Here is a 22,245-nt window from a genome sequence, read left to right as displayed (position 1 = left end):
ACCACTAGGGTCGTTGTTGAATGGCACACTCTTGCTGACCGGCCTGTATAAGACGGTACAGCTGAGCTATCTGATATCCCATATAATCCCGACTCGGCATTACGGAATTCAAATCAAACCCCTGACTCGGAGCCTGTATTGCAAGAAGAGACTCGACAACCAGATTCATCGTGGTGCTTACCCAGTCCGGACTTACGGAAAATGATCCCGTCCCGACAACCTTTTCAAGAAAAGAATATTGCGGATTATGCTTCGCAATAGCTTTTACCCCATCTTCGCCCAACGGGGACAGTATTTTCCCAACTGGCGTTTCAAAGGTATTCCACATCTTCAACGCTTCGGAAAATCCATCTACTCCCGGAGTGGAATCAACCGGACTCCCGAATGTTCTTGCGATACGAATTCTCTCTTCTTTCTTTAGGTCAACGAATCTCGCACCATGCTCGCCAAACTTGATGGGTTTCCCTTGCAGATCATAGGCTTGATCCGTAAGCGTAGAAAGCGTAATAATCGCGAGACCTTCCGCCTTCTCAGCCCCTTCTACGAGCACTATCAGACGGAGACTGCACGCTTTGAATCCGGCAAAGAGCGACTGTACTCGGTACTCTTTCCCGGCAGCATCGACCGCGTAGCCAGAGTATCTGATACGCAGACGATCCCATTCTCCGAAAAGACCATCCGGAAATGTGCCGAGCACGGCAACAAATCTTCCCGTATCGATATCAGCGCTTTTCATAACGCCGACTGTCGTATACGGATCGATCGGATAGAGTATTCTTGAGATATCATCTCCGTCATCCTGACGAAGCTGAAGCACATTCGGACTCATCGTGCATCCGGCAACGAAAAAGAGAAGTACAAGAACACATATCTGTCTTGATTTCATTTCGACACCCTCCATCAGATCAGACAGGTAGATTGGATTGCAACTTCAAATGTAAAGGAACCAAATCTTTCGATTCCCTCCCCGATTTCTTCAATTCTCTCTATACGAGAATAAGAAAGAAATCAGGGGAAAGCACCGATTCTCGAAAAATTTCACCAATCGTTGAACGTAATTCTGTCCGATCCAAGTCCACTTGGAGGAGTTGGTAAAGCTAGCGTGCCCTGAGGAGAATTTTTTGCATGCTCACCAAGCTTCTTCGCAGAAAGAGAAGTCCTTGCCTCTTCTTCCACCGCATTCAGCGCATTCGACTCTTTAACAAATACCCATGAAAATCGGAGTAGCATCCCGAATATCAATCCACTAAGAAACACAAGGGGAAGCGTTCGCACATCCGGGTTCTTCTCGACGATGGGGCCGGAGAGGGTGCGGATCTCGACGCTTTTTTCGTCGCCGCTTCGGAAGAGCGAATTTTTCTCGGTCAAGACTTGTCCCACCGCCTGTGCGACACGAAGCGCATTGCGATCACTATTGTCATACACCTCTATGTGCAGGGTGCCAACATCGGGATTATTTGCCACCCTCACCATTTTCTCCCAGGCATCGAGACGATCCTTGGGATTTCCGGGCAAGAAGTTTCCATCAACGCCGCCTGTTTCCACGACAGCGCCGATAAATTTCTCACTCTGCACCGATTCAGCCAAAACTTTCCCGAGATATTCGGACGACTTGAGCATCGAATAGAAATCCTGCGACTGTCCGGCGCCGGTTTGCACCACCAGAAAATCCGTCGTCACTTTGAAGTGTTTCGAGAAAAAGACGAGCGAAAAGAAAGCGAGCGACCCCGCAAGAAGTCCGGAGAGAAAAATACTCCCCCATTTCTTACGTACAATTGAGAACACTGATTCGTAGGCCATAGAAAGCATTTATGGGCAAACTATGCGGGACATGCACGCCCAACACAGCAACAAAGTACCGTACAGCATAAATCAATTCTTGTCAAGATAAGAAATATAAAAATGGCTTACAGAAGCCATTTTTATATAAAAGTATACACATTGAGATGCCTCCCATATCACAGAGAGTCTGCACTCGGGAAAAGATGCGAAATCAGAAAAGTCCCATAATCTTCCCTACGATATTAAACTTGGCAAAGTCGTGAACAGTCACGGCAACCATCAAGAGGATGAGCAACAAAAAACCAACCTGATGGAATATGCCTTCCACACGTTGACTTACTGGCGAACCTTTTATTTTCTCAATAAGAACAAAGAGCACTCGCCCGCCATCGAGCGCGGGAAATGGGAGTATGTTCAACACGCCGAGATTGATACTCAAAATTGCTGTGAAATAGAGGAGATAGACGAAGCCAAGACTGGTCACTTCCTTGGTAAGATACGCAATACCCAATGGCCCCGACACATCGGAAAGCCCAGCACTATTCCAAGTGAAGAGACTCCCAAGAAGCATCCCGATTCCCGTCACCATCATCACCGTGTTTTGCCAAGTATTGACTGCGCCCTGCACGATCGCTTCAAAGAATGGGTACCGAGCGATAGTAATTTCACCGAGCGCAATACCGAGCGCCCCCTGATCTTCGGGATAGTCAACGCGCGGCACGCCATGGAGGAGAAGTGTTTCTTTCCCGCGATTTACCTCGATCGCCAACTCCCTCCCTTTGTTCTCTTGAATGATTTTTTGCACATCTTCAACGCGCAAGAACTTCTTTCCATTTACGGATACGATCGTATCGCCCATCTTGGCGCCCATATCTTCCGCCGGAGTCCCGGGCGCAACTTGTGCTATCTGCACTTCTATTTTCGATGGGTCCACCTTTTCATCCGGATCAATCGCTCGCGGAAAACCGATCATGAGCACGATGGATATAAGCAGCCAGGCAAAGAGAAAATTCATCACGACACCCGCTGAAAGCGTCTTGATACGATCGGCGGCGCCTTTCGAGGCAAAACTGTCATCCTCCTGGGCACCCTCGCCATTTTCTCCCTTAATCCGGACGAATCCGCCAAAAGGAATCCAATTGATTGAATATATCGTATATGGTGACGACACGTCTTTATTCCCCGCAACAAAAACATGCCGCCCTTTCTCCTCATTCCATACGAACCCGCCAAGTCGTGGCGGAAAGCCAAATCCAAATTCTTCTACCTTCATACCACTCCTGCGCGCCATGAGGAAGTGCCCCAATTCATGAACAAAAATAAGTGCTCCGAGAACAATGATGAAGACCAGTACTATAGACATAGAGGTAAAGGAATCGCTGAATTACACATAAGCAGCAAAAGAACGGGGGCTCGATTCATTGTGAATCTTTGGATGCTGTAAGAAAATTTATCCGGAACTTGTCATTTACAACCTGGAATTTCACCTACACTGTCATGATTTCTCCTTCTTTTTTCTTTCGCATTTCTTCTATGCGCGCGTTGTATGATTCCACCGCTTCCTGTAAGGCGTCTTTGCCGTGGAACTTATCATCCTCGCCCATATTGCCCGATTTTTCCGCGTCCTGAATCTCCTTCCAAGCATCCTCACGTATCGTCCGAATAGCGATGCGAGCCTCTTCGGCAACTCGATTAAGCGATTTCACCAGATCTCGCCGCCTTTCCTCCGTAAGAGGCGGGATCGAGAGACGGATAATCTGTCCGTCATTTGAAGGGTTGAGCCCCAAATCCGATTCGCGAATGGCGGATTCTATGGCAACCAATGCTCCGCGATCCCAAGGCTGTATCGTCAGAAGTCGAGCTTCCGGTGCAGAAATACTCGCAATCTGTTTGAGCGGAGAACGAGTACCGTAATAATCAACGAGCACATGTTCAACCAATGCCGGAGTCGCCCGACCGGTTCGAATCTTGGCCATTTCTTCGGAGAAATGATTGATAGCTTCTTCAAAGAAGTCCTTTCGTTCAGAAATAATCGACTGGTACATAGCAAAAATTTCAAAATTTCAAAGTGAAGACGCTCTTAAAATGTTCGGAGTCCGAGATAGATACTATTCGAATCCGAAGGGCTGTATCGAATCGTTCCCGCGGCACGACTCGCATTTAACTGGTACGTCGACCATGTTGTTCCGTTGTCAGTTGATTTATAGACAGCAAGAGCCGCTCCATAGAGTAACTCGTTCGAATTCCGAGGATTGATTGCTATTGACCGGATTGGAAATTTCTTCGAACTTTCTATCACCGAAACCTCCTCCCACGTGTCACCAAAGTCCTTACTTCGGAAAAGTCCGCTCTTTGTCCCCACATAGAGCATACCCGACCGGGACGGATCCGTCGCGATCGACGTCGCCTCGGGCAGCGTCTTCGTCACAGACGACTTCGATTTTCCGGGAATAGCGTCGAATGTTGCGCCGCCGTCCCGCGACCGAAACAACCCCTTTCCGGATGACAGCACATAAAAAGTATCGCCAGCCACATCAAATGAAAGTGCGAGCGCCGGAGCATCAATTCCCTGGAGACTTCCCCATGTTTTTCCGCTATCTGTCGTGCGAAAGATAATGCCCGCGCTTGTTCCCGCATAGAGCGTTTCCGGATGCTTGGGATCCTGCGCCAGAAGCGTTACCACTGTCCCGGTGTTCGGCTCGGTATAGATTTCATCCCACTTTGCGCCGCGGTCTTCGCTCCGATAGATCTTCCCGCGATTTTGCCACACGCCTGTCGCATAGAGCACTGCCGGATTGCTCCAGTCAGCGACGAGTCCATAGGTCTTGGTAGGCGGAAAAACCAACTGCCTCCACACATCGCCGCCATTGTCACTTACAAAGATACCGTTTTCACGCGTACCCAAGATAAGGCGGCTTGGGTTGCTTGCTTCGAATGCAAGGGACAGAATATCTGCCGACGCAATAGTCTTCTTGGCATCTATAGTTACCTTCGGCATGTAGGTTTTCCCGCCATCAGATGACCGTAGAATTGCCGAACCTCCACCGGAAGAGCTGGCCCCGGGAAACGAACACCCTGAAAGTGAGAGAACGACGAGTACAAACGGTATAGCAAGAAGAAATTTCCTCATATTGCCTTTGTGTTTCAATGGTGTGATTTACTGCCCGCTGGAAGTTTTGAAAGGTGGGTCGGGTGAGGATCGAACTCACGACATTCTCCTTAAAAGGGAGCTGCTCTACCACTGAGCTACCGACCCGGGGACATCACCTCCTAAGCAAAAACAGGGCTGAATTCCCTGTTTGAGAGTGTAGCACGGCAACGAGAAGAGTCAATAAAAAAATGCGCATGCCATACGAATCGTAAGCATGCGCCACCAGAATAAATGGGAAAACCGTATAAACAAGAGAAACGGAAATCGAGAGATCCACCCTTCAAGAGATAGCCTACGTAAAGTACGCTTTTCCTCTCACGATAACCCCTCGACAACGCACTTCAAATTGATCGTCCGGATTTTCCGATTGAAAGCGCTTTAGTTCATTTTCAGCTTCTTCACGAAGGAAATACATCGGCGGTTCAGATGTTGAACCCTCGAGGAAATGCCCTCCGCGCTTTTTCTTCTTTCCATTTTTCCCTTTCCTCGATATATGTACCACACTGACAATCTCAAAGAACTTATTGGGCAACTGAATAACCGACTCGTATTGCCGACCAGATACCGCAACCTTCTTAGCCATCCTTCTTTCCTCCAATACATTTAAGAACAGGATTTGAACAACTCCTACTTTTTTACTGCAATCACCTCCTTCCCGACAAACGGGCGCAGAACTTTCGGAACAATGACGCTGCCATCGGCTTGTTGATAGTTTTCGAGAATGGCAATGAGCGGCCGCTCGGAAAAGGCGGTGGCATCATTCATGTGCGCATATTCGACCGATCCGTTTTCGCGGCGCACTCGCGTCTCAAGCCGACGCGCCTGGAAGTCGCCAATAAGGTCCGACGTGTTTGTCTCGCGGTATTTCCCCTGCCCGGGCATCCAGGCCTCTATATCAATCTGCCGCATATCCGGCTTTCCCATATCTCCCGAACAGACAGCAACCACCTGATATGGGAGATTCAGCTGGCGAAGCAAATACTCCTGTATCGCCACAAAAAAATTCTGCTCCGCGAGAGACGCTTCCGGCGTCGTAAAGGACTCCATCTCAAGCTTATTGAACTGATGCAAGCGAAGCATTCCTTTCATGTCTTTCCCATATGATCCCGCCTCGCGCCGGAATGCCGCCGAAAACCCGACAAGACGGATAGGCAGTTCTTTCTCGGCAAGAATTTCATCAGCATACATCGAACCAAGCGTGTGCTCCGCACTCCCGATGAGCGTCAGATTGTCCCGCTCGAGTGCATACATCTCTTCCGGATCGAGTCGCCCCATGCGACGGTGCATATCCGGGCGAATCATAACCGGCGGCAGTACCGGCACAAACGGCGTCGTCGGAACATCAAGCGAAGCTTCAGCGGCAATAGACCGGAGCGTTTCTTCATTGGTAAGTGTCTGAAATGCGAGCGACATCATCGCCCATTCCAAAAGCACCAGGTCGCCCTTCAGATAGAGAAACCGCGCACCGCTCACTTTGGTCGCACGTTCCGTATCCATCAGTCCGAGCGCCTCGGCGATTTCCCAATGCTCTTTCGGTTGGAATTCAAAAGACGGCTTCTCACCCCAGTGCCGGAGCACTTGATTCCCACTTTCATCCGGGCCGGAAGGCGTATCTTCGCTTGGAATATTCGGGACCAGATACATGAGCATTCGAAATGACTCTTCTGTTTCTTTGAGTTCCGGCTCTTTCACATCAAGTTTTCCTTTCACTTCTTTGCCTCGAAGCACCAGCTCCGCCCGCTCATCCGGAGCTGCTTTCGGAATAAGATCATTGATATCGTTTTTGATGGAGCGAAGTTCTTCTATCTCTCGCAGCAGTTCCTTGCGCCGCGCGTCGAGTTCCAAAAGCTGATCGATATCCACCGAGACATGCTTCGCCTCTGCCGCCTTTGATACCTCATCTTTGTGATCGCGAATATATTGAATGTCAAGCATAAGGAGAAAAATAATTTCAAATAAAAATCTTACTCCTCCAAAAGCCATTCAAAAACGGGTTTCACTTCAATCGTTCCTTCTTCGGAATGGATCATGTCCCGTTCGTCATCGGTAAGGAGCAATCCGTTTTGAAGACCATGCGCCTTGAGGGCGCTTTGAAGACCACGCAGTTCTCGTTCGCGCGTTTTTTCTTCCGTGATGCTCCATGATACCTGCAGGACCGAAGCAACTTTGTTGTCTTCTCTCACAAGAAAATCAGCCTCGCATCCATCCGCAGCTCGATAGTAATAGAGCTCTTTCCCGCGCCGCTTCAACTCCAGAAAAACCACATTCTCCAGAAACGCTCCGCGGTTCTCGGAAAACCGAAATCCGATCGTCTGTGCCATTCCCGTATCAATGCCGTAGACTTTTTTGGGCGACGCTATTTGCTTCTTGAGTGAATCGGCATAGGCGCGGATCGTAGAGAAGAGAAAACTATTTTCCAAATATCCGACATAACTTCGAACCGTATTCATACTCCCGAGCCGAAACAGACCCTTCAAACCATTGTACGAGAATGACTGAGATATGTTGGAGAGGAGATAAAAAGAAAGTTCGCGAAGCGCCTGATCTTCCCGGATATCATATCGCACGAGAATATCTCGATAGAGAATATCGTCATACACTTTCTTGAGCGTTTCCGGCGACTGATAGGTGAGATATTCCGGCATCCCCCCTTCTCGGAGGTAGTCATTGAAACGACTTTTGAGCGCGGCACGCTTCGTCGTCTCGAGAATGTCTCCAAGAGAATATGCGACGCCCTGAAAACGCAGGTATTCCCGAAACGAAAAAGGGTAGAGATCATGCGACACATACCGACCCGTCAGTTTGGTCCCCAATTCACGCGAGAGAAGTGACGCGTTCGAACCGGTGATATAAAATTTGCGCCCGCTCTCCGAGAGACGGCGCACAAACCGCTCCCATCCGGCGACATTTTGTATTTCATCAAAGAAGAACACGCGTCGCTCGCCGAAGGTCTCGATAAGCGCTTCATACAAAAGGTTAAAATCTCTAGCGGAAAACCCGATGAGCCGCTCGTCTTCGAAATTAAAGTAGTACCACGGCTCTTTGGAAAGCGCCATGATTTGCCGCAAAAGCGTTGACTTTCCCGACCGACGAATACCGGCAATGACCACCGTATGCGGGATCGCCATATGCGCCTGTACGCGAACAAGCTCCTCCCGCGAAATAGACAGCGGGAGAGATTCAAGAAACGTCCGCTGTTCCACCGCGATCTCAACAAGCGTCCGTTTTTCAATGGTTTTTAGGTTCTCATTCATATTGAGAGGTTACACCCATAAGTTCTCATTGTCAATGAGAACTTTATGTTTTTCTGCTCAAAAGCACAATTCTTCCTTTTTCTATCTAAAGGACAAGTTCCAATGAAATGCCCATTTCGTCTTTTATAGAAGGTTCCCTTATAACACATGGGTGCACCAAAACAATCTGAACCTTTCAATTTTTCTCCATTACTATGTCCACCAACGATTCTTTTCGAACAATCCATACATCCTCCGGCTCAAATACAATGATTTCATCAGCACCCTCGGAAACCCCCTTCACATGATGTCCAACACCTTTTTCATGAATCACTGTGTTAAATTCCTTCTTTTCGAGCGCTGTATACTTGTTACTTCATTTCAACTATCGACTTTGCCACTTCGGCCATTTTTAAATATCCTACCTCATCCATTTTCTCAACAAAATTTTCCGAACGAGTATCACCGCGAATATTTTTGCCTGCGCCAAAAACTTTATACTTTTTCTTGAAGTTTTCGAAAGAAAGAAGACCTCCATTCTCATATGCATTTCCGTAAAAATCCGTAAATGCCCGCACAGCATCTCCATCGTGTTTCAATATCCATGTCTCGACACCAATACCGCCAAGCCCACCCTCTTGTCCCGCACTTCGATCAATACCTTTCTTGTAACAGCCAGCTTCTTTCAATTTCTTTTTTGCAAACCGCACATTGCTCAAAACATCCAGCAGGACTTCTTCTCCGAAGTTTTTCCGTATCGATTCATATTTTCTCGATATCGCCTCGTTCGCATCCATACTTTCGGAATCAGATTTTCTCACCACGCTCACGTCCAGATCAATATGCTTGCCATCGCGTTCAAAACCCTTGAAGCGGTACGTTCGCATACCGTTTACCTCGTATGAGGTATCCAATGGATACCAGTCTTTCATTTTTTCCACCGCCACTTTTGCTTTTTCAAAATCATTATCGTTCACCTTGAGCACAAAATCAAAGTCAATATTGCCATCAAGCGCGGCGCCACGACCGGTCGATCCGGTATCGATCACGACCGCGCCGGCAACTCCATCATCAAATTTCTCCGCGCGCAAAGCTATGCCTGATTCCGCAAGGAGCCCTTTGAGCTCATCGCAAAGAGCGCCTCCAGCACTCTCAAGGTACGCGATATTTTCTTTCGTTTGAGCGATGGACTCTATCTCGTTTACATGTGGCGATTGCCTCCAATCTTCACTCACGCTCATCGGATCTCCGTGATACCGGTCAAGACCTCGGAATATTTTTCGGTATTCGTCAAATTCTCCGGGCATAAAAATCACGCGACCGGAACGGTCAACAACGGGAATATAGAAGCCTTTTTTAGCAATCGAAAAGCGAATATCATCCATACTCCTTTCAGATACTTCTCCCTTCGCAATAAGAGCATCGATTTCAGTGGATCCAAATCCGGTCCGGATGCCCATATGATCGGACCTGATAACACCACTTTCAAAAAGTTCCATCCGACCGTCATCAATCGCCGGTTCGCCAATCTTTGTCTCATTGAATTGCCCTCGATTTCGAATAACGGCAACAACATCGCCATAGCCATCCGCCAGAGAAGATCTCTCAAGCGCTTCAGAAATACTCGTTCCTTTTACTCGCTCAAGATCGGTATCCCACGGCGTCGAATCGCCCTGCTTTAATTTTGTTTTTGCATCGTGCGTCTCCGCACCGACAAATTCCGGCGAAACGAACCCGCGATCAAGCAGTTTGTCAAGGAAGCGAGAATCGAACCCCTTGATGAGATCGCTTGACATTATCAGCACAGAACCATCAAGCACGGATGATCTATTGCGCGTGTCCGTCTGACGCTTCCGTTCCTCGATGTACGCCATAGCACCCTCTATGTCCTTTATACCGATTCTCTTTAAGAATGTTTCCTCGAAATGTTCTTTGACCGTCTGTCCCTCGCGCACCTGAAAATTTTTCCTCAAAAGCGAAAGCTCTTCCGAAAGATCATATTCTTCATTTTGATCAATTGATCAAGCACTGTTGTTCCCCGCGCGATAATTTCCGACCGCTCTTTTGGCGTCGCCTTTGCCATGAGATCATTCAGATCATTCTTGATAGACTTGAGTTCCTCAGTGTCTTGCAGAAGCAAAATGCGCTCCGCATCAACAGCCAAGAGCCGCTCCACATCAAGCGACAATCCCTTGTTAGCTGCCGCCTTCGCAACCACATCTTTCTTCTCACGAATATATTGAATATCAAGCATAGGGAGCAAAAGAGAGTTATTGAATAGAGAATGGCGAGGGCGACACAAGTAGAATAGCAATATGGATAAAACTTCGTATATATACAAAAAACCTCACATGAATATATTACTTTACCGTTCGCTGTTTAAAAGCACGTTTCATATTCTGAACTTCTCGAGAAAACTTCTCTCCGCGAAGAATACTTCCTTTCAGAAGGTCATCAATTATATCTAGCCTCTCTTCTTGAGTGACATTTGGAGTTGAATTCATAATCTCATCAAAAGATGATTTTCTCATGCGGTCTTCAAATTCCCAACTTTCAAATCCGGCTTGTGATAACAACCATTCCTCATCCCATTTTCGAATCTCTCCTCCCGTTCCCAAAAAGTACAAGGGGATGTTAAGCCTTTCGCTTAAATCAACGTATTTCCATGGATCAAAGTGAAACCCCTCTCGTATATATAAACCGGAAATTTTTGGATCTTCAACAACCAGCTCGTTCCATCCATATGCATATCCAGACCCGTCTATATTAACAGGATTACCACTTCTTCCCAATGCCTCTTCAGACAAGACTCTCTTGCCAGCTGCTGGTGACTCGGGAAATCGTTTATTTATAGCGTCGTCTATTCTTCCCTCAATATCATTCTGTATACTCGTGTCACTCAAAAAAGGATTTCTATCGTATTTCGCTTTCTTTGAAAATAGACTGTGCGTAAGAGTTGCAGCATCTCCTCGATAGGCACTCACGACTCGACCACCTCCAATAATAACGCCGGCTTGGTACATCTCGTCGCGCTTACTTGTCTCATAATCTAAATTCTCCAATGTCGAGGTTGAAATGGTCGGCTTAATACCACGAATTAAATTCACTCTTTCCTTGGCACCAAAATCCTCTCCAGTGTTTATCCCTGGATTATTTACCCCTGTACCTTTCTGAAACACGCTGCTCTCCGGCATAGAGTGCACGAAGAGTGTATTATACTTCCTTGAAATACTCTCAACATCCCGAATATCACTCTCCGACTCATACATTGTCTTGATGTCTCTCTGACGACCATAAAACTCTTCTAATGCACTTTTTGCTTTTTCAAGATGCGTTTCTTCAAAAAGAATATCTTGCATTTCGCCCAAGAGCTTGTTCTTTTCTTCGATTTCATTCTGAACCTGATCCAATTGTTCTTGGGTTGTTTCCAACGTCCTTTCTCTCTTAAGATTCTTTCTTCCGAAAAACTCTTGGATTCGAGAGAATAATCGTGACTTATCGGAACGGATCGACAGCTCAATTTCACTAACGGTCTTTTCAAGTTCAGACTGCCGAATTTTCAGTGCTTCGATATCAGTCGAGATTTCCTCACGTTTTCTGTCTCGACCTTCGTTTTCTTCAGTTACTTTTGCCCTTTCCTGACGATCAGTTCTTCGCTGGTCGCGAATATTTTGAGCTAGCTCATCCCTCCGAAAAGGCGCGAACCGTTTGCTGAAAGATCGAATGTCCTGTCGTTCTTCTCCCGTTAAAAATTTTTCTTTCTTTGATTCCACCTCTTCAGATCTTAGGCCGCTCATCTCTCCCGACTTCACCGCTCCGCCCAGAGCTCCCGCTTTTTCAATAGCGCCGATACGCGAAATGTCTTTCGTAGCATTCATACTTACAGGAACATCAGCTGTTTCCACTGGAAACTCAGCGTCCGGCAAAACCTCTTCTACCTCTCTGATACGATTGAGATTCTTCCCCTCCGCACCAAGGGTAGCGACTTTCGCTTCGAGAGAAACAGATCCCGGAAATTCCCCCTTGCCACCGGCTTTCCCTATTATCTTTTCAGCAGAAAAGGCAGTATTCGCCGTTTCTTCGACAGGGACACCCCTCGATACCGCTTGTTCCGCTTTTGTCACGCCTTCTCCCGTACGGACAATCGCTCCCGCTTGCTCGATTTCCGCAACCCTCCCAGCGGACCCCATTTTCCCAGCAAAACCAGCTGCCTTGCGAGCTATACCCACACCTCCCGTCACGATACTCGCAATAGCGAGCCCTTCCCCCACAGGATCTTTTTTAAAAGTCTCGAGTTCCGCAGAAATTGATCCATGCGTTTTCCCAAAGTCCAATTGCATCTTCTCAAGCGCTTGTTGCTCAGGGAGATTTTCGTATCCCAACATCCCTTCAAGCTTCCCAGAAAGAACGGTGAAAATAAGATCGAAAGTTTCGTGAACCGTCCGGACAGGATGCGCCGCCGCAGAACCGATCCCCTCAACAACTCTTTTCGCCGATCCGGGAACATTGCTCAGCATCTCCTTTAAATAGCCCAGACTCTCCGTAACAACACCGGAAGCTACCTGCCTTGACTCGTTTTCAATTCTTTTTATCTCCTCGCTCGTCTTTCCGGCGAGCGCTTTTTCCATATCCAATTCACTCACACCCGAGGAACACGCACGCACTCTGTTTTTTACACTCTCGACGGAAAGTTCTTCCGTACGATCATCAATCGCCACGGCTCTTTCCTTAAATCTTTCCTCGCTTTGTTTATCTTCTACATTGCGATCATTTCCTATCTCTTCTTTCTCCTCTTTTCCTTCTCCTTCTTTGGAGATGCTCTCCGTATTTTTTCCAAGAGTCGCACTCTCAAGTGCGCGCATCAATGGCACCGTCATAAGTCAGCGTTATAAAGCATCATTTCACCGCCCATCGAGATAATTTCAATTACTTGGTCCGGAAATACCTTTCTTCAGCCGCTCAACTGCAGCAAGCCGTGCCTGTTCAGCAATGTCAGCGACAAGCACGTCACGACTTTTTTCAAGCTCCGAAATTTTTCGTTCCGCCTCCGTCAAAATCTCGTCAAACTTCTTTTGAATTTCTTTTTCTTGATCTTTATTCATGTCATCCTAACAAAAATATATTCATTGCATCAATAGAAAACCCCATTAGTTAAAAACTATTCATGCAGGTCAAACCCTTGAGTGAGTTTCTCAACGAGTTCTTTTTCCCCAAATAAAAGTGCCCCCAAATATTGTACATCTTTCAGCTCTTTCTTCTGGGTAAGATCGATAACCTTCTTATCATTCGTCGTTTCCAACATTTCAGCGGTAAACTCGGAAACTTCTACGTGTTGTTCCTTCGCATTTCTTACAAGCAATTGCATTACATTATTTGATGGAACCGTTTTAATAATGATAGCGTGTTGGATATTCAGCTTTATTTTTTGATTATCTTCCGTTGTAATCTCGTCTTGAAAGAATAGACTCTTTCCAATTCTCGCTCCAAATGCAGCATTCAGATGTGCTATCGTATTCAGTTCTTGCCAGGGTTTCAATCCAATTCCCGTGTTGATAATAGCCACCGCTATTTGCAATGTTTTCTTTCCTTGTTTTTTATCCAGTTCTTTGTCTCTCATCGGAGGAAAAATGACTGTCTCGCGCACGGAGCGATTCATAAGGATAGCAAAGAAACGCTCGCTCATGCCGAAGCCACAAGCGGGGGGCATGCCATATTCAAGTGCTTCGAGGAAATCTTCGTCAAGCTGCTGCGCTTCGACATCACCACTCTCACGCAGCTTCATTTGTTCCTCGAAGCGTGATCGCTGATCTATTGGGTCATTAAGCTCTGCAAAACCGTTCCCGAGTTCGCTTGCGCACGCAATCGGCTGGAAGCGAAGCGTTTTGTTTGGCGACTTCGGATCGCGCTTTGCCAAGGGCGACACCTCGATCGGATGCCCCACCAAAAAGCACGGCTGAATGAGTTTCTTTCGCACTGTCTTTTTATAGATCGTATCAATCATTCTCCCCTTCCCGTATGACGATTCATACTTGATTCCCAGTTCGTCCGATTTCCGCTTCAAAGTCTCAATGGTTATATCTTCCGAAAGATCGATGCCGGTTTCTTTTTTGAATGCGGTGAAATAATCCACTCTCTCGAAAGGCTTCTGCCAATCAATTGTTTCATCATTCCAAACAGTCTTTACGTTACCCGTCACGCGCTCGACGATAAGTCGATAGAGCTGCTCCACCAGTTCCATGCCCGTCTTCATATCCGCATAGGCGGCATAAAATTCCATGTGGTCGAACTCCTGCAAATGCTCGCGGTCAATGCCTTCGTTGCGGAAAACGCGCCCGATTTCAAACACGCGCTCATATCCGCCGACCAAGAGACGCTTCAAAGGAAGCTCCAGCGAAATGCGCAGGTAGAAATCCTGGTCAAGCGCATTATGATGTGTCACGAACGGCTCAGCTTCAGCGCCGCCCGGCACATGCTCCAGAACCGGCGTCTGCACTTCGAGAAAGTTTTCTTCGGCAAGGAAATTCCGAATGGTCTGCCAGAAGATGGATTTCTTACGAAAGAGTTCTCTTGTTTCCGGATTCATTGCGAGGTCGAGATAGCGCCGCCGCAACAATTCTTCTTCATCTTTGAGTCCGTAGAACTCTGACGGCATGGGACGCAGAGATTTCGAAAGCATTCGCCATGTCGAAACCGCGAGTGTCTTCTCATTCTGCTTGGTAGTGAAAAGCGTCCCCGTCGCTTCGATAAAATCCCCCACGTCGACACCATCGACAAACAGCGAGAACAATTCGTTTGAAAGCGCGCCCCTCCGTATGAAGATCTGCATCTTGCCGCTTTCATCCTCGATATGCGCAAAAGCGATTTTTCCCATGCTTCGAAGAGACCTGACCCGTCCAACGAGCGACACTTGTATTTCTTTTTCCGCGAGCGATTCAAAATCGGAAAGCGCTTCGACATTCGTATGTGTCCGGTGCGACTCCTCCGGAAACGCATCGCCAACTTCCGATGTCACCCGATCCAATTTTTCCCTCCGAGCAAACACGATATCTTCGCGCATAATTTCAGAAACAATCAACCTAATAAACACTGCCCCCACTCTATCGAATTCCACTCCCGCTGGCAAGAAAATACCGCTACTCCCGTATCTTTCCGCCAATGCCGATTTGATCGAGGCGGACGGAGAGAATTTTGGAGATGCCGTCATCTCCCATGGTGACACCATAGAGAATGGATGCGCGACGCATCGTCTCGCGATTGTGCGTGATGGCGATAAATTGGGTCCGCTCCGAAAGCTCGGACAAGAGATCGCTGAAGCGTTTTGAATTCGCTTCATCGAGCGCCGCTTCCACCTCGTCGAGCACGGAAAAAGGCGGCGGGTTGTGAGAAATAATTGCAAAAAGAAGCGCGAGCGCCGTGAGCGACCGCTCCCCGCCAGAGAGCATCGCGAGATTCGCTATTTTCTTTCCCGGTGGCGAGGCGGCAATATCAATGCCAATATCAGTCTCTCGTCTTCCGTATTCAGGCTCGATATCGGTATCATTGGACACATCAGAGGCATCATCTTCCGAAATACCATCGACCGGTCCCGCACTTCCGCGACGTTCTATGGGAACCTTCAGAAGTTTCGCTTCGCCGCCGCCGAATATGATTTTGAAATAGCGATCGAACTCGCGATGAACTTCTTTCCATGCCGATTCGAATGCGACATGGATTCTGTCATCCATTTCTCGAATCACGTGACGGAGCGATTGAGCCGCTTTCTTGAGATCCGCTGATTCTGTCGTAAGAAATGAGAATCGTTTCTCTGTTTCTGCGTATTCTTCAACTACCAGAGGATCGATACCGCCGATATGCTCAAGCTCCACCTTGAGTCGGATAATGTCGCGTTCGAACTTATCCGCATCGATCGCCTCGCCATCCCATACCAGCTCTTCCGGCTTCACATGAAGTTCTTCGAGAATCTCTTTCGTCAGATCTTCCTCACGGACTTCGACGCGCGCACGACGCACCTTGCGTTCATTTTCAGCATCCTTCAGACGGTTCATCTCTGCTTGAATATCGCGCGCCTTTCGCTCAAGTTCGAAGAATTTCCGACGACTTTCCTCGAGACGCTTCATCGCTTCTTCAGAACGTTTTTCTTCTGCGGATATCTCTCCTTGAAGAGTCGCTTTCTTCTCTGAAAGACGAGATTCTTCTTGGCGGAGTGCATCAAGCCGTCCATCACTTTTATGCAACTCTTCCGCCGAAAGTTCAACGGTATGTTTGGTGACCACCGTCCCGGCACCGGCATGCCCGTGAAGCTCCGAGAGACGCGTCTGAATGACGTGTGCCAATTCGCGCAATTCCTGCAGCTCATCGAGCGATTCGACATGCGAAAGCCGATCAATAAGTTTCTCCTGATGCGAACGGATCTCGGCGAGATGCTTCCGCACAAATTCCCGATCAACGGCGACACTTTCTACCACCTCGCGAGGCTTACGGCGCTCTTCTTCCACTTCGCACTTTCCCAGAACCACCGACAACTCCCGCTCCACGCCGTAGAGTGATTCGCGAAGTACGCGAATGTCCCGACCATGAGTTTCTGTCTTGGGCGTTTCAATCCGTTTCGATTCTTCGATAAGATCACGATTGACTGCTTCGGATTGCTGTTCCATATCACGAAGACGAAGGGAGTCTGCCTCAAATGTTCCTTCAAACTCTCTCCGCTCTTTTTCAAATGCGTGCCATAAAAACGCAAACCGCCGAACTTGTTTCTCACGAAGCGATGCTGCTACCTCCGCGCCGCGCGACGCCCTCTCGGCCTGCCTCTTCAGATTCTTGAGATGCGGTTCGATCTCAACAAGGAGCGCATCCACCCGCACGAGGTTCTCCCGTGTCGATTCCAATTTCCGGAGCGACCGCTCTTTCTCCAAACGATACTGTTTCACGCCCGCGGCTTCTTCCAGCATCATACGCCGCTCGAGGGGCGATGCGGACAAGACCGCATCCGACATGCCTTGGGTGATAACCGAATAGCTATCTTTTCCGATCGATGCTTGAGCCAACAAATCCGTCACATCCAAGAGTCGTACCCGGGAGCCATTGATGAGATATTCGCTCTCGCCATCTCGAAAAAGCCGGCGCGTTACGACAACTTCCACATATTCAACCGGGATTTTTTTGTCGCTATTGTCAAAGAACAACGAAACCGACGCACTCCCCAGCCGCGCTTTTGTACCTGTCCCGGCAAAGATTACATCTTCACTCTTCTTGCCGCGCAGATGCTTCGCTGATTGTTCGCCGATAGTCCAACGTATCGCATCGGCAACATTTGATTTTCCGGAACCATTCGGTCCGACAATCGCCGTAAGCGGGAAACTCCCTTTCTCGCCGGAAAACTCCAACACTGTTTTCCGTGCAAACGACTTAAACCCCGAAATTTCGATCCGTTTGAGAAACATACGAGACACTCTTTAGAACCGATCTATCATCTCCTTTGCGTTCATTCAATAGCCACTTCAACAAAGCGGAGATCTCTGCAAGTAACTCCCAAAAACCGGCGCAAATAAAAATACTTGAAAATGAAAAAGTTTGAAATGAGTCTATTTCCCCTCACGTTCGCGTTCGAGAATTTCTCGGACGACGGCCTTGTAGGAGCGAGCTCCTTTCGAGAAAGCGTCGAAGTCGAGGATGGACTTGCCATAAGACGGCGCTTCGGCAAGTCGAATCGAACGCGGGATAACACTCTTGAAAACAGGTCCGGGGAAATGATCCGTCACCTCCTGCACTACCTGTCGCGCAAGTCGATTCCGACGGTCATAGAGCGTGAGAAGCGCGCCCATAATTTTGAGATCGGGACGCAATCGTTCGCGCACAAGATCCACCGTCGAGAGCAATTGACTCAAACCTTCGAGCGCATAGTATTCAGTCTGCACCGGAATAATCACCTCATCGCTCGCAGTAAGTCCGTTCACCGTGAGAAGCCCCAGAGACGGCGGACTGTCTATAAGTATGTAGTCGTAGTACGGGCGAAGACGCGCGACGAGCTTTGAAAGCAGATACTCACGACCTTCAATATTCATCATCTCTACCTCGGCACCCGCGAGATCCTGCGAAGACGGGAGGAGATGCTGATTCTCGGTCGGAGTCGCCAAGACAACGTTTTCCAATCGTTCTCCAAGCAGAAGCGCGTGGTAGAGTGTCTTTTCGAGCGATCGCGAATCAACGCCGATGCCGGAAGATGCATTTGCTTGCGGATCAAGATCGATAAGAAGCACACGTTTCCCGGAATCTGCCAAATACCGAGCGATATTGATGGTCGAAGTCGTCTTGCCGACCCCGCCTTTTTGATTGACAAGCGTGACTACTTTTGCCATAAGAAAGAAGCGTTGTGTACGACGAATTTGGAGTATCAGGACTTTTTCAGTATACTCCATTCAAGACCGGGCTTCAATGCCGGGATTTCGGTTGTTTTTGAATGCCGATGTGGTGGAACTGGCAGACACGCACGACTCAAAATCGTGTGGGCGCAAGCCCATGCGGGTTCAACTCCCGCCATCGGCACCGGAATTGGCAAAAGACGTTCATTCCCAATACAGAAATACTACTTCCTCGGAGGTGTTGCCTGTGAATTTTCAAGAAGCTCTCAAGCAAGCTCGAGATACCATGTGTATTCCTCAACGGGGAGATTCCTGCCTCGGATACGGAGGTATACTTTGTGATAACACATGCCCGGCATACCATGCCGGACTCGCAAGAAGAAAAGCGGTGTACGAAGACTACGAACAGCGACGGATCGGAGAGCGTCAACTTCCATCGGGCGTTACCGTTCGAATATCGCGCAACCCGACAGCCGGATTCACTGTAGAGACGGGAGAATACATCAACGATGGAAATAATCTCCCGGTATTCACTTCCTTTACAAGAGAGGTCTTCTCGGAAGAAATCTTTCAGGCAATCCGCCTCTTTTGTCAGCAATAAACTGCGCTTCACTACCACGGCACACTTGCGTGCCGTGCTTTTTATTCTCGATTCATTCTATATTTTTTCAACCTGTCGTTTCGCGGCCTCAACAACATTACTGAGGAGACAGGCGATTGTGACCGGGCCGACACCTCCGGGGACGGGCGAAAGAAATCCTTCAATCCCTTCGACACTGGCACGATCGACATCGCCAAAGACACACGCACCGTTCTTTACAATGCCGCCATCGATAACGATAGCGCCAGCCTTCAGCATGTTCCCGGTGATCGTTTGTTTCTTCCCGCAGGCAGAGACGACGATATCCGCTTGTTTCAGTTCAGAGAGCCCTTGATCAGACGAACACTCGACACAAGGGATATGCTTTGCCCGCACACTCTCACGAGAGAGTACCCGACACATCATATTGCCAAACCGGTATGAGTTTCCGATAACTACCGCATTCTTCCCTTCCATCGGTTCGTGCGCCGCGCGGATAAGCTCGAGTATCGCTCGAGGAAAGACAGGAAACAAAGCCGGCTCCCCAGCGAGAAATCGCCGCTCATTTTCCGGATGAAACCCGTCAACATCTTTCTCGAGACTCATGCGATTGATAATCGCCTCGGTATCAAGATGTGCCGGGAGTGGCACCTGCACGAGAATTCCGTGGATAGAGCTATCTCCATTGAACACGTCGATCGCCTGCTCGATATCCGACTGCGCAGCATTTTCCAGGAAAAATTTCTTTTCGACGCGTATTCCGATACGTTCGGCAGCACGCTCTTTGAGCGTCACATAAAGGTGTGACGCAGCATCATCACCGACCAAGATCACGCCGAGTCCGGGCCGAAGACGCTCTTCTTTTACCTCTTTCTCCAAACGACTCAAAATATCTTCCGCTATTGGTTTCCCTTCAATGAGTTTCATACGAAAAAGAAGAAAAATACAATAAGGAGCGCGATTGCTACGCGATACCAGAAGAATACCTGGTAACTCGCCCGTTCGACAAATCGTATAAGCGAGAATATGGCAAGATACCCGGAAACCGCCGAGGAAAGCACGCCAACCGCAAAAGGCAAAGTGACGCCCGCCGAGAGAAGCGGCGACATATTGGCAAGAAGCGCTGCAAAAATTATCGGGGTCGAGAGAAGAAACGAGAAGCGAGCAGCAGATGCTCGATCAATGCCACGAGCAAGCGCCGCCGTAATCGTAATGCCCGAACGCGAGACGCCCGGCACAATAGCAAGCGCCTGAGCACATCCGATAGCAAGAGCATCTCTCAGCGTCACTGTTTCCAAAGTGCGCGTCTTTCGCCCGAAGAGATCGGTAATCAAGAGAAGCGCCCCAAAGATGAACAGCGTTGCCGCAATGAGAAGCGGGTTGCGGAACACTGTTTCCGCCTCCTTCTCCAAAAGAGCACCTGCTATTGCACCCGGAATCGTCGCTATCACCAGGAAAAGCAACGCTTTCGGCAAAGCACGATATTCCGGCATATCATCACGAAGATGGAAGATATTGCACCAGTCCCTCCAGAAATATCCGAGAACAGCGATAAGTGTTCCAGCATGAAGCGCCACATCGAACGAGAGCCCCGGATCCGAAAACCCAAAAAGCCACGGAAAAATCACCAGATGTCCCGAACTCGATATGGGAAGAAACTCGGAAAGTCCCTGAACTACTCCGAGAAGAAGTGCCTGAGTAATGCTGGTATCCATGAGAAGAGGAGAAAAAAATCAAACAAAACTCCTGAAATCACGGGATACAGACTAGCTCAGCTTCAAATGTTCGCGTTGAAGCGTTTTTCACTTTGAGACGGAGCGCAAACTGCCGACCGCCATTTTCCGAACAAACGAAGTTTGCATTCAAGCGAAGATCCGCTGCCAACTTCTGAGCATCAAGTGCGCGGATATCGAAAGCAAGCATATACTCGCTATGCGAAACGAGAGATTGGATGCGCACCACTACCTCATTGGGCGTCACTACATCGCGCACGATGAAATCATCAACGCCAAGATCTTTTGCGCGCTTTTGATCTTCTTGTCGCCCCAAGTGCGAGGAGAATGCAATGGGAATCGAAGCCATAGTCACATTGCTTCGCAGAGCTTCCGTCAACGCAAAGCCGTCCATGCGAGGCATGATAATACCGGTAAACACTACATCCGGTCGTTCCGCTGTTGCCATTTCAAGACCCTCAAGTCCATCCTTCGCCTCTCGCACCTCAAAGCCCGCCGCACGGAACACCTCCGCATACAAGCTCCGCGTATCCACATCATCATCCACCAAAAGCATTTTGAATGTCTGCTCCATATTTATGTATTAAAAATTTATTTACACCTCGAGCCCTGGATGCCCCTTAAAGTCCCGCCAGTACAGAGAAAAGTATACCAAGGAACTCTCCGAGAGGCAAAATCCACCGAATTGAGAAATGAACCTTCTGCGAACCTGCTCGGTTTGGACAGAGGAGATGTTGAGAATTTCGGAATTGAAATGAGAGCTCCCGCTAAAATTCCCGGCAATAGATACAAAACGGAGAACCCGCCAAGGCAAATTCTTGCTGACGGGGAACATGAACCAAATCATGTTTTATCTCCCTTCCTTCACGTAAACCCGAGCTCTACAGAAACACACATCTACGACGCAATTTCCAAGATTTCGTATTCCATGCTTCCGGCGGGTGTTTCAACGGAAACGCGAGCGCCTTTTTCTTTGTTGAGGAAAGCTTTTCCAAGCGGAGACTCGTGGGAAATTTTTCCGGCGGACGGATCCACCTCATTCGATCCCACAATAGTGAATGCCATCTCTTTGCCGCGCAGAAGCGTCTTCACGACCGATCCGATCTGCACACCGGATGCCTGGCTATTGTGACGCGCGACGACCGCATCTTTGAGTGAAGCTTCGAGCTCAGCAATCCGAGCTTCATTCTCAGCCTGCTCTTGTTTCGCTTCGCTGTATTCGGCATTCTCAGAGAGATCGCCTTGTTCTTTCGCTTCTTTGATAGCAGACGCGATACGCTGACGCACAACTACTTTGCGTTCTTCGAGTTCTTCTTGGAGTTTTTTGAGTCCGTCTTTCGTCAATATTTTCGCCATACATCTGTTCGAATTATTCGCTTAATTTTGTTTTATGGGCGCCAAAAGAGAC

At 48.4% G+C, this 22,245-nt stretch carries 21 protein-coding genes and 2 tRNA genes; 2 read left to right on the top strand and 21 right to left on the bottom strand.

What is annotated here, in order from left to right:
* Positions 1-4: 4 nt before the first annotated feature.
* The 17 genes from IPK84_05215 to IPK84_05135 all read right to left on the bottom strand — a co-directional run bounded on the left by IPK84_05215 (position 5) and on the right by IPK84_05135 (position 18,521).
* Complete coding sequence (locus IPK84_05215; GenBank protein QQS15729.1) at positions 5-886, bottom strand: hypothetical protein; 882 nt, start codon at positions 884-886, stop codon at positions 5-7.
* A gap of 152 nt (positions 887-1,038) precedes the next feature.
* On the bottom strand, positions 1,039-1,800 hold the full coding sequence (locus IPK84_05210) for a hypothetical protein (protein QQS15728.1): 762 nt from the start codon (positions 1,798-1,800) through the stop codon (positions 1,039-1,041).
* A gap of 193 nt (positions 1,801-1,993) precedes the next feature.
* Positions 1,994-3,145: an RIP metalloprotease RseP gene (gene rseP / locus IPK84_05205; protein QQS15727.1), complete on the bottom strand. Its 1,152-nt coding sequence runs from the start codon at positions 3,143-3,145 to the stop codon at positions 1,994-1,996.
* Positions 3,146-3,269: 124 nt separating this feature from the next.
* Positions 3,270-3,827, bottom strand: a complete 558-nt coding sequence (frr, locus tag IPK84_05200; GenBank protein QQS15726.1) for a ribosome recycling factor — start codon at positions 3,825-3,827, stop codon at positions 3,270-3,272.
* Between the two features lie 35 nt (positions 3,828-3,862).
* Positions 3,863-4,912, bottom strand: coding sequence for a hypothetical protein (locus tag IPK84_05195; GenBank protein ID QQS15725.1), 1,050 nt, complete (start codon positions 4,910-4,912; stop codon positions 3,863-3,865).
* Positions 4,913-4,966: 54 nt separating this feature from the next.
* Positions 4,967-5,038 (bottom strand) — tRNA-Lys (locus IPK84_05190).
* Positions 5,039-5,225: 187 nt separating this feature from the next.
* On the bottom strand, positions 5,226-5,516 hold the full coding sequence (locus IPK84_05185; protein QQS15724.1) for a hypothetical protein: 291 nt from the start codon (positions 5,514-5,516) through the stop codon (positions 5,226-5,228).
* A 44-nt stretch (positions 5,517-5,560) separates the two neighbouring features.
* Entirely contained in the window at positions 5,561-6,868 is a 1,308-nt protein-coding gene (serS, locus tag IPK84_05180; protein QQS15723.1) for a serine--tRNA ligase, read from the bottom strand.
* A 29-nt stretch (positions 6,869-6,897) separates the two neighbouring features.
* Complete coding sequence (locus IPK84_05175) at positions 6,898-8,187, bottom strand: ATP-binding protein (protein ID QQS15722.1); 1,290 nt, start codon at positions 8,185-8,187, stop codon at positions 6,898-6,900.
* A 175-nt stretch (positions 8,188-8,362) separates the two neighbouring features.
* Positions 8,363-8,500 (bottom strand): hypothetical protein, encoded by a 138-nt coding sequence (locus IPK84_05170; protein QQS15721.1) that lies wholly within the window; start codon positions 8,498-8,500, stop codon positions 8,363-8,365.
* Between the two features lie 37 nt (positions 8,501-8,537).
* Positions 8,538-10,139 carry a hypothetical protein gene (locus tag IPK84_05165; protein ID QQS15720.1) on the bottom strand — a complete coding sequence of 534 codons (1,602 nt, stop codon included), beginning with the start codon at positions 10,137-10,139 and terminating at the stop codon, positions 8,538-8,540.
* On the bottom strand, positions 10,136-10,420 hold the full coding sequence (locus tag IPK84_05160) for a hypothetical protein (GenBank protein ID QQS15719.1): 285 nt from the start codon (positions 10,418-10,420) through the stop codon (positions 10,136-10,138). The genes IPK84_05165 and IPK84_05160 overlap by 4 nt, the downstream gene beginning before the upstream one ends.
* 106 nt (positions 10,421-10,526) lie before the next feature.
* Complete coding sequence (locus IPK84_05155) at positions 10,527-13,043, bottom strand: hypothetical protein (GenBank protein ID QQS15718.1); 2,517 nt, start codon at positions 13,041-13,043, stop codon at positions 10,527-10,529.
* Between the two features lie 45 nt (positions 13,044-13,088).
* The gene (locus tag IPK84_05150) at positions 13,089-13,268 is read right to left on the bottom strand and encodes a hypothetical protein (GenBank protein QQS15717.1); all 180 of its coding nucleotides are present in this window, start codon (positions 13,266-13,268) and stop codon (positions 13,089-13,091) included.
* Positions 13,269-13,324: 56 nt separating this feature from the next.
* Positions 13,325-15,370, bottom strand: a complete 2,046-nt coding sequence (lysS, locus tag IPK84_05145; GenBank protein QQS15716.1) for a lysine--tRNA ligase — start codon at positions 15,368-15,370, stop codon at positions 13,325-13,327.
* Positions 15,300-17,606, bottom strand: a complete 2,307-nt coding sequence (locus IPK84_05140; protein ID QQS15715.1) for an AAA family ATPase — start codon at positions 17,604-17,606, stop codon at positions 15,300-15,302. Before IPK84_05140 ends, lysS begins: the two co-directional genes overlap by 71 nt.
* Before the next feature lie 141 nt (positions 17,607-17,747).
* Positions 17,748-18,521, bottom strand: coding sequence for a ParA family protein (locus IPK84_05135; GenBank protein ID QQS15714.1), 774 nt, complete (start codon positions 18,519-18,521; stop codon positions 17,748-17,750).
* Between the two features lie 103 nt (positions 18,522-18,624).
* Between IPK84_05135 and IPK84_05130 the strand changes: the two genes are divergently transcribed.
* Together IPK84_05130 and IPK84_05125 are read left to right on the top strand one after the other, a co-directional pair.
* Positions 18,625-18,708 (top strand) — tRNA-Leu (locus IPK84_05130).
* On the top strand, positions 18,682-19,125 hold the full coding sequence (locus IPK84_05125) for a hypothetical protein (GenBank protein ID QQS15713.1): 444 nt from the start codon (positions 18,682-18,684) through the stop codon (positions 19,123-19,125). Before IPK84_05130 ends, IPK84_05125 begins: the two co-directional genes overlap by 27 nt.
* Before the next feature lie 57 nt (positions 19,126-19,182).
* On the opposite strand, the gene IPK84_05120 is transcribed toward IPK84_05125, so the two are convergent.
* The 4 genes from IPK84_05120 to greA form a co-directional block, all read right to left on the bottom strand.
* Positions 19,183-20,031: a bifunctional 5,10-methylenetetrahydrofolate dehydrogenase/5,10-methenyltetrahydrofolate cyclohydrolase gene (locus IPK84_05120; GenBank protein ID QQS15712.1), complete on the bottom strand. Its 849-nt coding sequence runs from the start codon at positions 20,029-20,031 to the stop codon at positions 19,183-19,185.
* Positions 20,028-20,819: an undecaprenyl-diphosphate phosphatase gene (locus tag IPK84_05115; protein QQS15711.1), complete on the bottom strand. Its 792-nt coding sequence runs from the start codon at positions 20,817-20,819 to the stop codon at positions 20,028-20,030. The genes IPK84_05120 and IPK84_05115 overlap by 4 nt, the downstream gene beginning before the upstream one ends.
* A 37-nt stretch (positions 20,820-20,856) precedes the next feature.
* The gene (locus tag IPK84_05110; protein QQS15710.1) at positions 20,857-21,411 is read right to left on the bottom strand and encodes a response regulator; all 555 of its coding nucleotides are present in this window, start codon (positions 21,409-21,411) and stop codon (positions 20,857-20,859) included.
* 323 nt (positions 21,412-21,734) lie between these two features.
* Positions 21,735-22,193, bottom strand: coding sequence for a transcription elongation factor GreA (gene greA / locus IPK84_05105; protein ID QQS15709.1), 459 nt, complete (start codon positions 22,191-22,193; stop codon positions 21,735-21,737).
* Between the last annotated feature and the right edge of the window lie 52 nt (positions 22,194-22,245).

It is taken from the genome of Candidatus Moraniibacteriota bacterium (assembly GCA_016699875.1).
Classification (GTDB): Bacteria; Patescibacteriota; Minisyncoccia; order Moranbacterales; family UBA1568.
Note: the sequence above shows the minus strand (reverse complement) of the source record. Positions and strands in the feature narration are given on the sequence as shown.

What these genes read in the sequence shown, in the direction of transcription:
- IPK84_05140 (QQS15715.1), bottom strand. Translation starts at nt 17,606, where the DNA reads ATGTTTCTCAAACGGATCGAAATTTCGGGGTTTAAGTCGTTTGCACGG.
- IPK84_05125 (QQS15713.1), top strand. Translation starts at nt 18,682, where the DNA reads ATGCGGGTTCAACTCCCGCCATCGGCACCGGAATTGGCAAAAGACGTT.
- IPK84_05155 (QQS15718.1), bottom strand. Translation starts at nt 13,043, where the DNA reads ATGACGGTGCCATTGATGCGCGCACTTGAGAGTGCGACTCTTGGAAAA.
- IPK84_05185 (QQS15724.1), bottom strand. Translation starts at nt 5,516, where the DNA reads ATGGCTAAGAAGGTTGCGGTATCTGGTCGGCAATACGAGTCGGTTATT.
- IPK84_05135 (QQS15714.1), bottom strand. Translation starts at nt 18,521, where the DNA reads ATGGCAAAAGTAGTCACGCTTGTCAATCAAAAAGGCGGGGTCGGCAAG.
- IPK84_05150 (QQS15717.1), bottom strand. Translation starts at nt 13,268, where the DNA reads ATGAATAAAGATCAAGAAAAAGAAATTCAAAAGAAGTTTGACGAGATT.
- serS (QQS15723.1), bottom strand. Translation starts at nt 6,868, where the DNA reads ATGCTTGACATTCAATATATTCGCGATCACAAAGATGAGGTATCAAAG.
- IPK84_05115 (QQS15711.1), bottom strand. Translation starts at nt 20,819, where the DNA reads ATGGATACCAGCATTACTCAGGCACTTCTTCTCGGAGTAGTTCAGGGA.
- IPK84_05210 (QQS15728.1), bottom strand. Translation starts at nt 1,800, where the DNA reads ATGGCCTACGAATCAGTGTTCTCAATTGTACGTAAGAAATGGGGGAGT.
- IPK84_05175 (QQS15722.1), bottom strand. Translation starts at nt 8,187, where the DNA reads ATGAATGAGAACCTAAAAACCATTGAAAAACGGACGCTTGTTGAGATC.
- lysS (QQS15716.1), bottom strand. Translation starts at nt 15,370, where the DNA reads ATGACGGCATCTCCAAAATTCTCTCCGTCCGCCTCGATCAAATCGGCA.
- IPK84_05120 (QQS15712.1), bottom strand. Translation starts at nt 20,031, where the DNA reads ATGAAACTCATTGAAGGGAAACCAATAGCGGAAGATATTTTGAGTCGT.
- IPK84_05195 (QQS15725.1), bottom strand. Translation starts at nt 4,912, where the DNA reads ATGAGGAAATTTCTTCTTGCTATACCGTTTGTACTCGTCGTTCTCTCA.
- rseP (QQS15727.1), bottom strand. Translation starts at nt 3,145, where the DNA reads ATGTCTATAGTACTGGTCTTCATCATTGTTCTCGGAGCACTTATTTTT.
- IPK84_05110 (QQS15710.1), bottom strand. Translation starts at nt 21,411, where the DNA reads ATGGAGCAGACATTCAAAATGCTTTTGGTGGATGATGATGTGGATACG.
- IPK84_05160 (QQS15719.1), bottom strand. Translation starts at nt 10,420, where the DNA reads ATGCTTGATATTCAATATATTCGTGAGAAGAAAGATGTGGTTGCGAAG.
- greA (QQS15709.1), bottom strand. Translation starts at nt 22,193, where the DNA reads ATGGCGAAAATATTGACGAAAGACGGACTCAAAAAACTCCAAGAAGAA.
- IPK84_05215 (QQS15729.1), bottom strand. Translation starts at nt 886, where the DNA reads ATGAAATCAAGACAGATATGTGTTCTTGTACTTCTCTTTTTCGTTGCC.
- frr (QQS15726.1), bottom strand. Translation starts at nt 3,827, where the DNA reads ATGTACCAGTCGATTATTTCTGAACGAAAGGACTTCTTTGAAGAAGCT.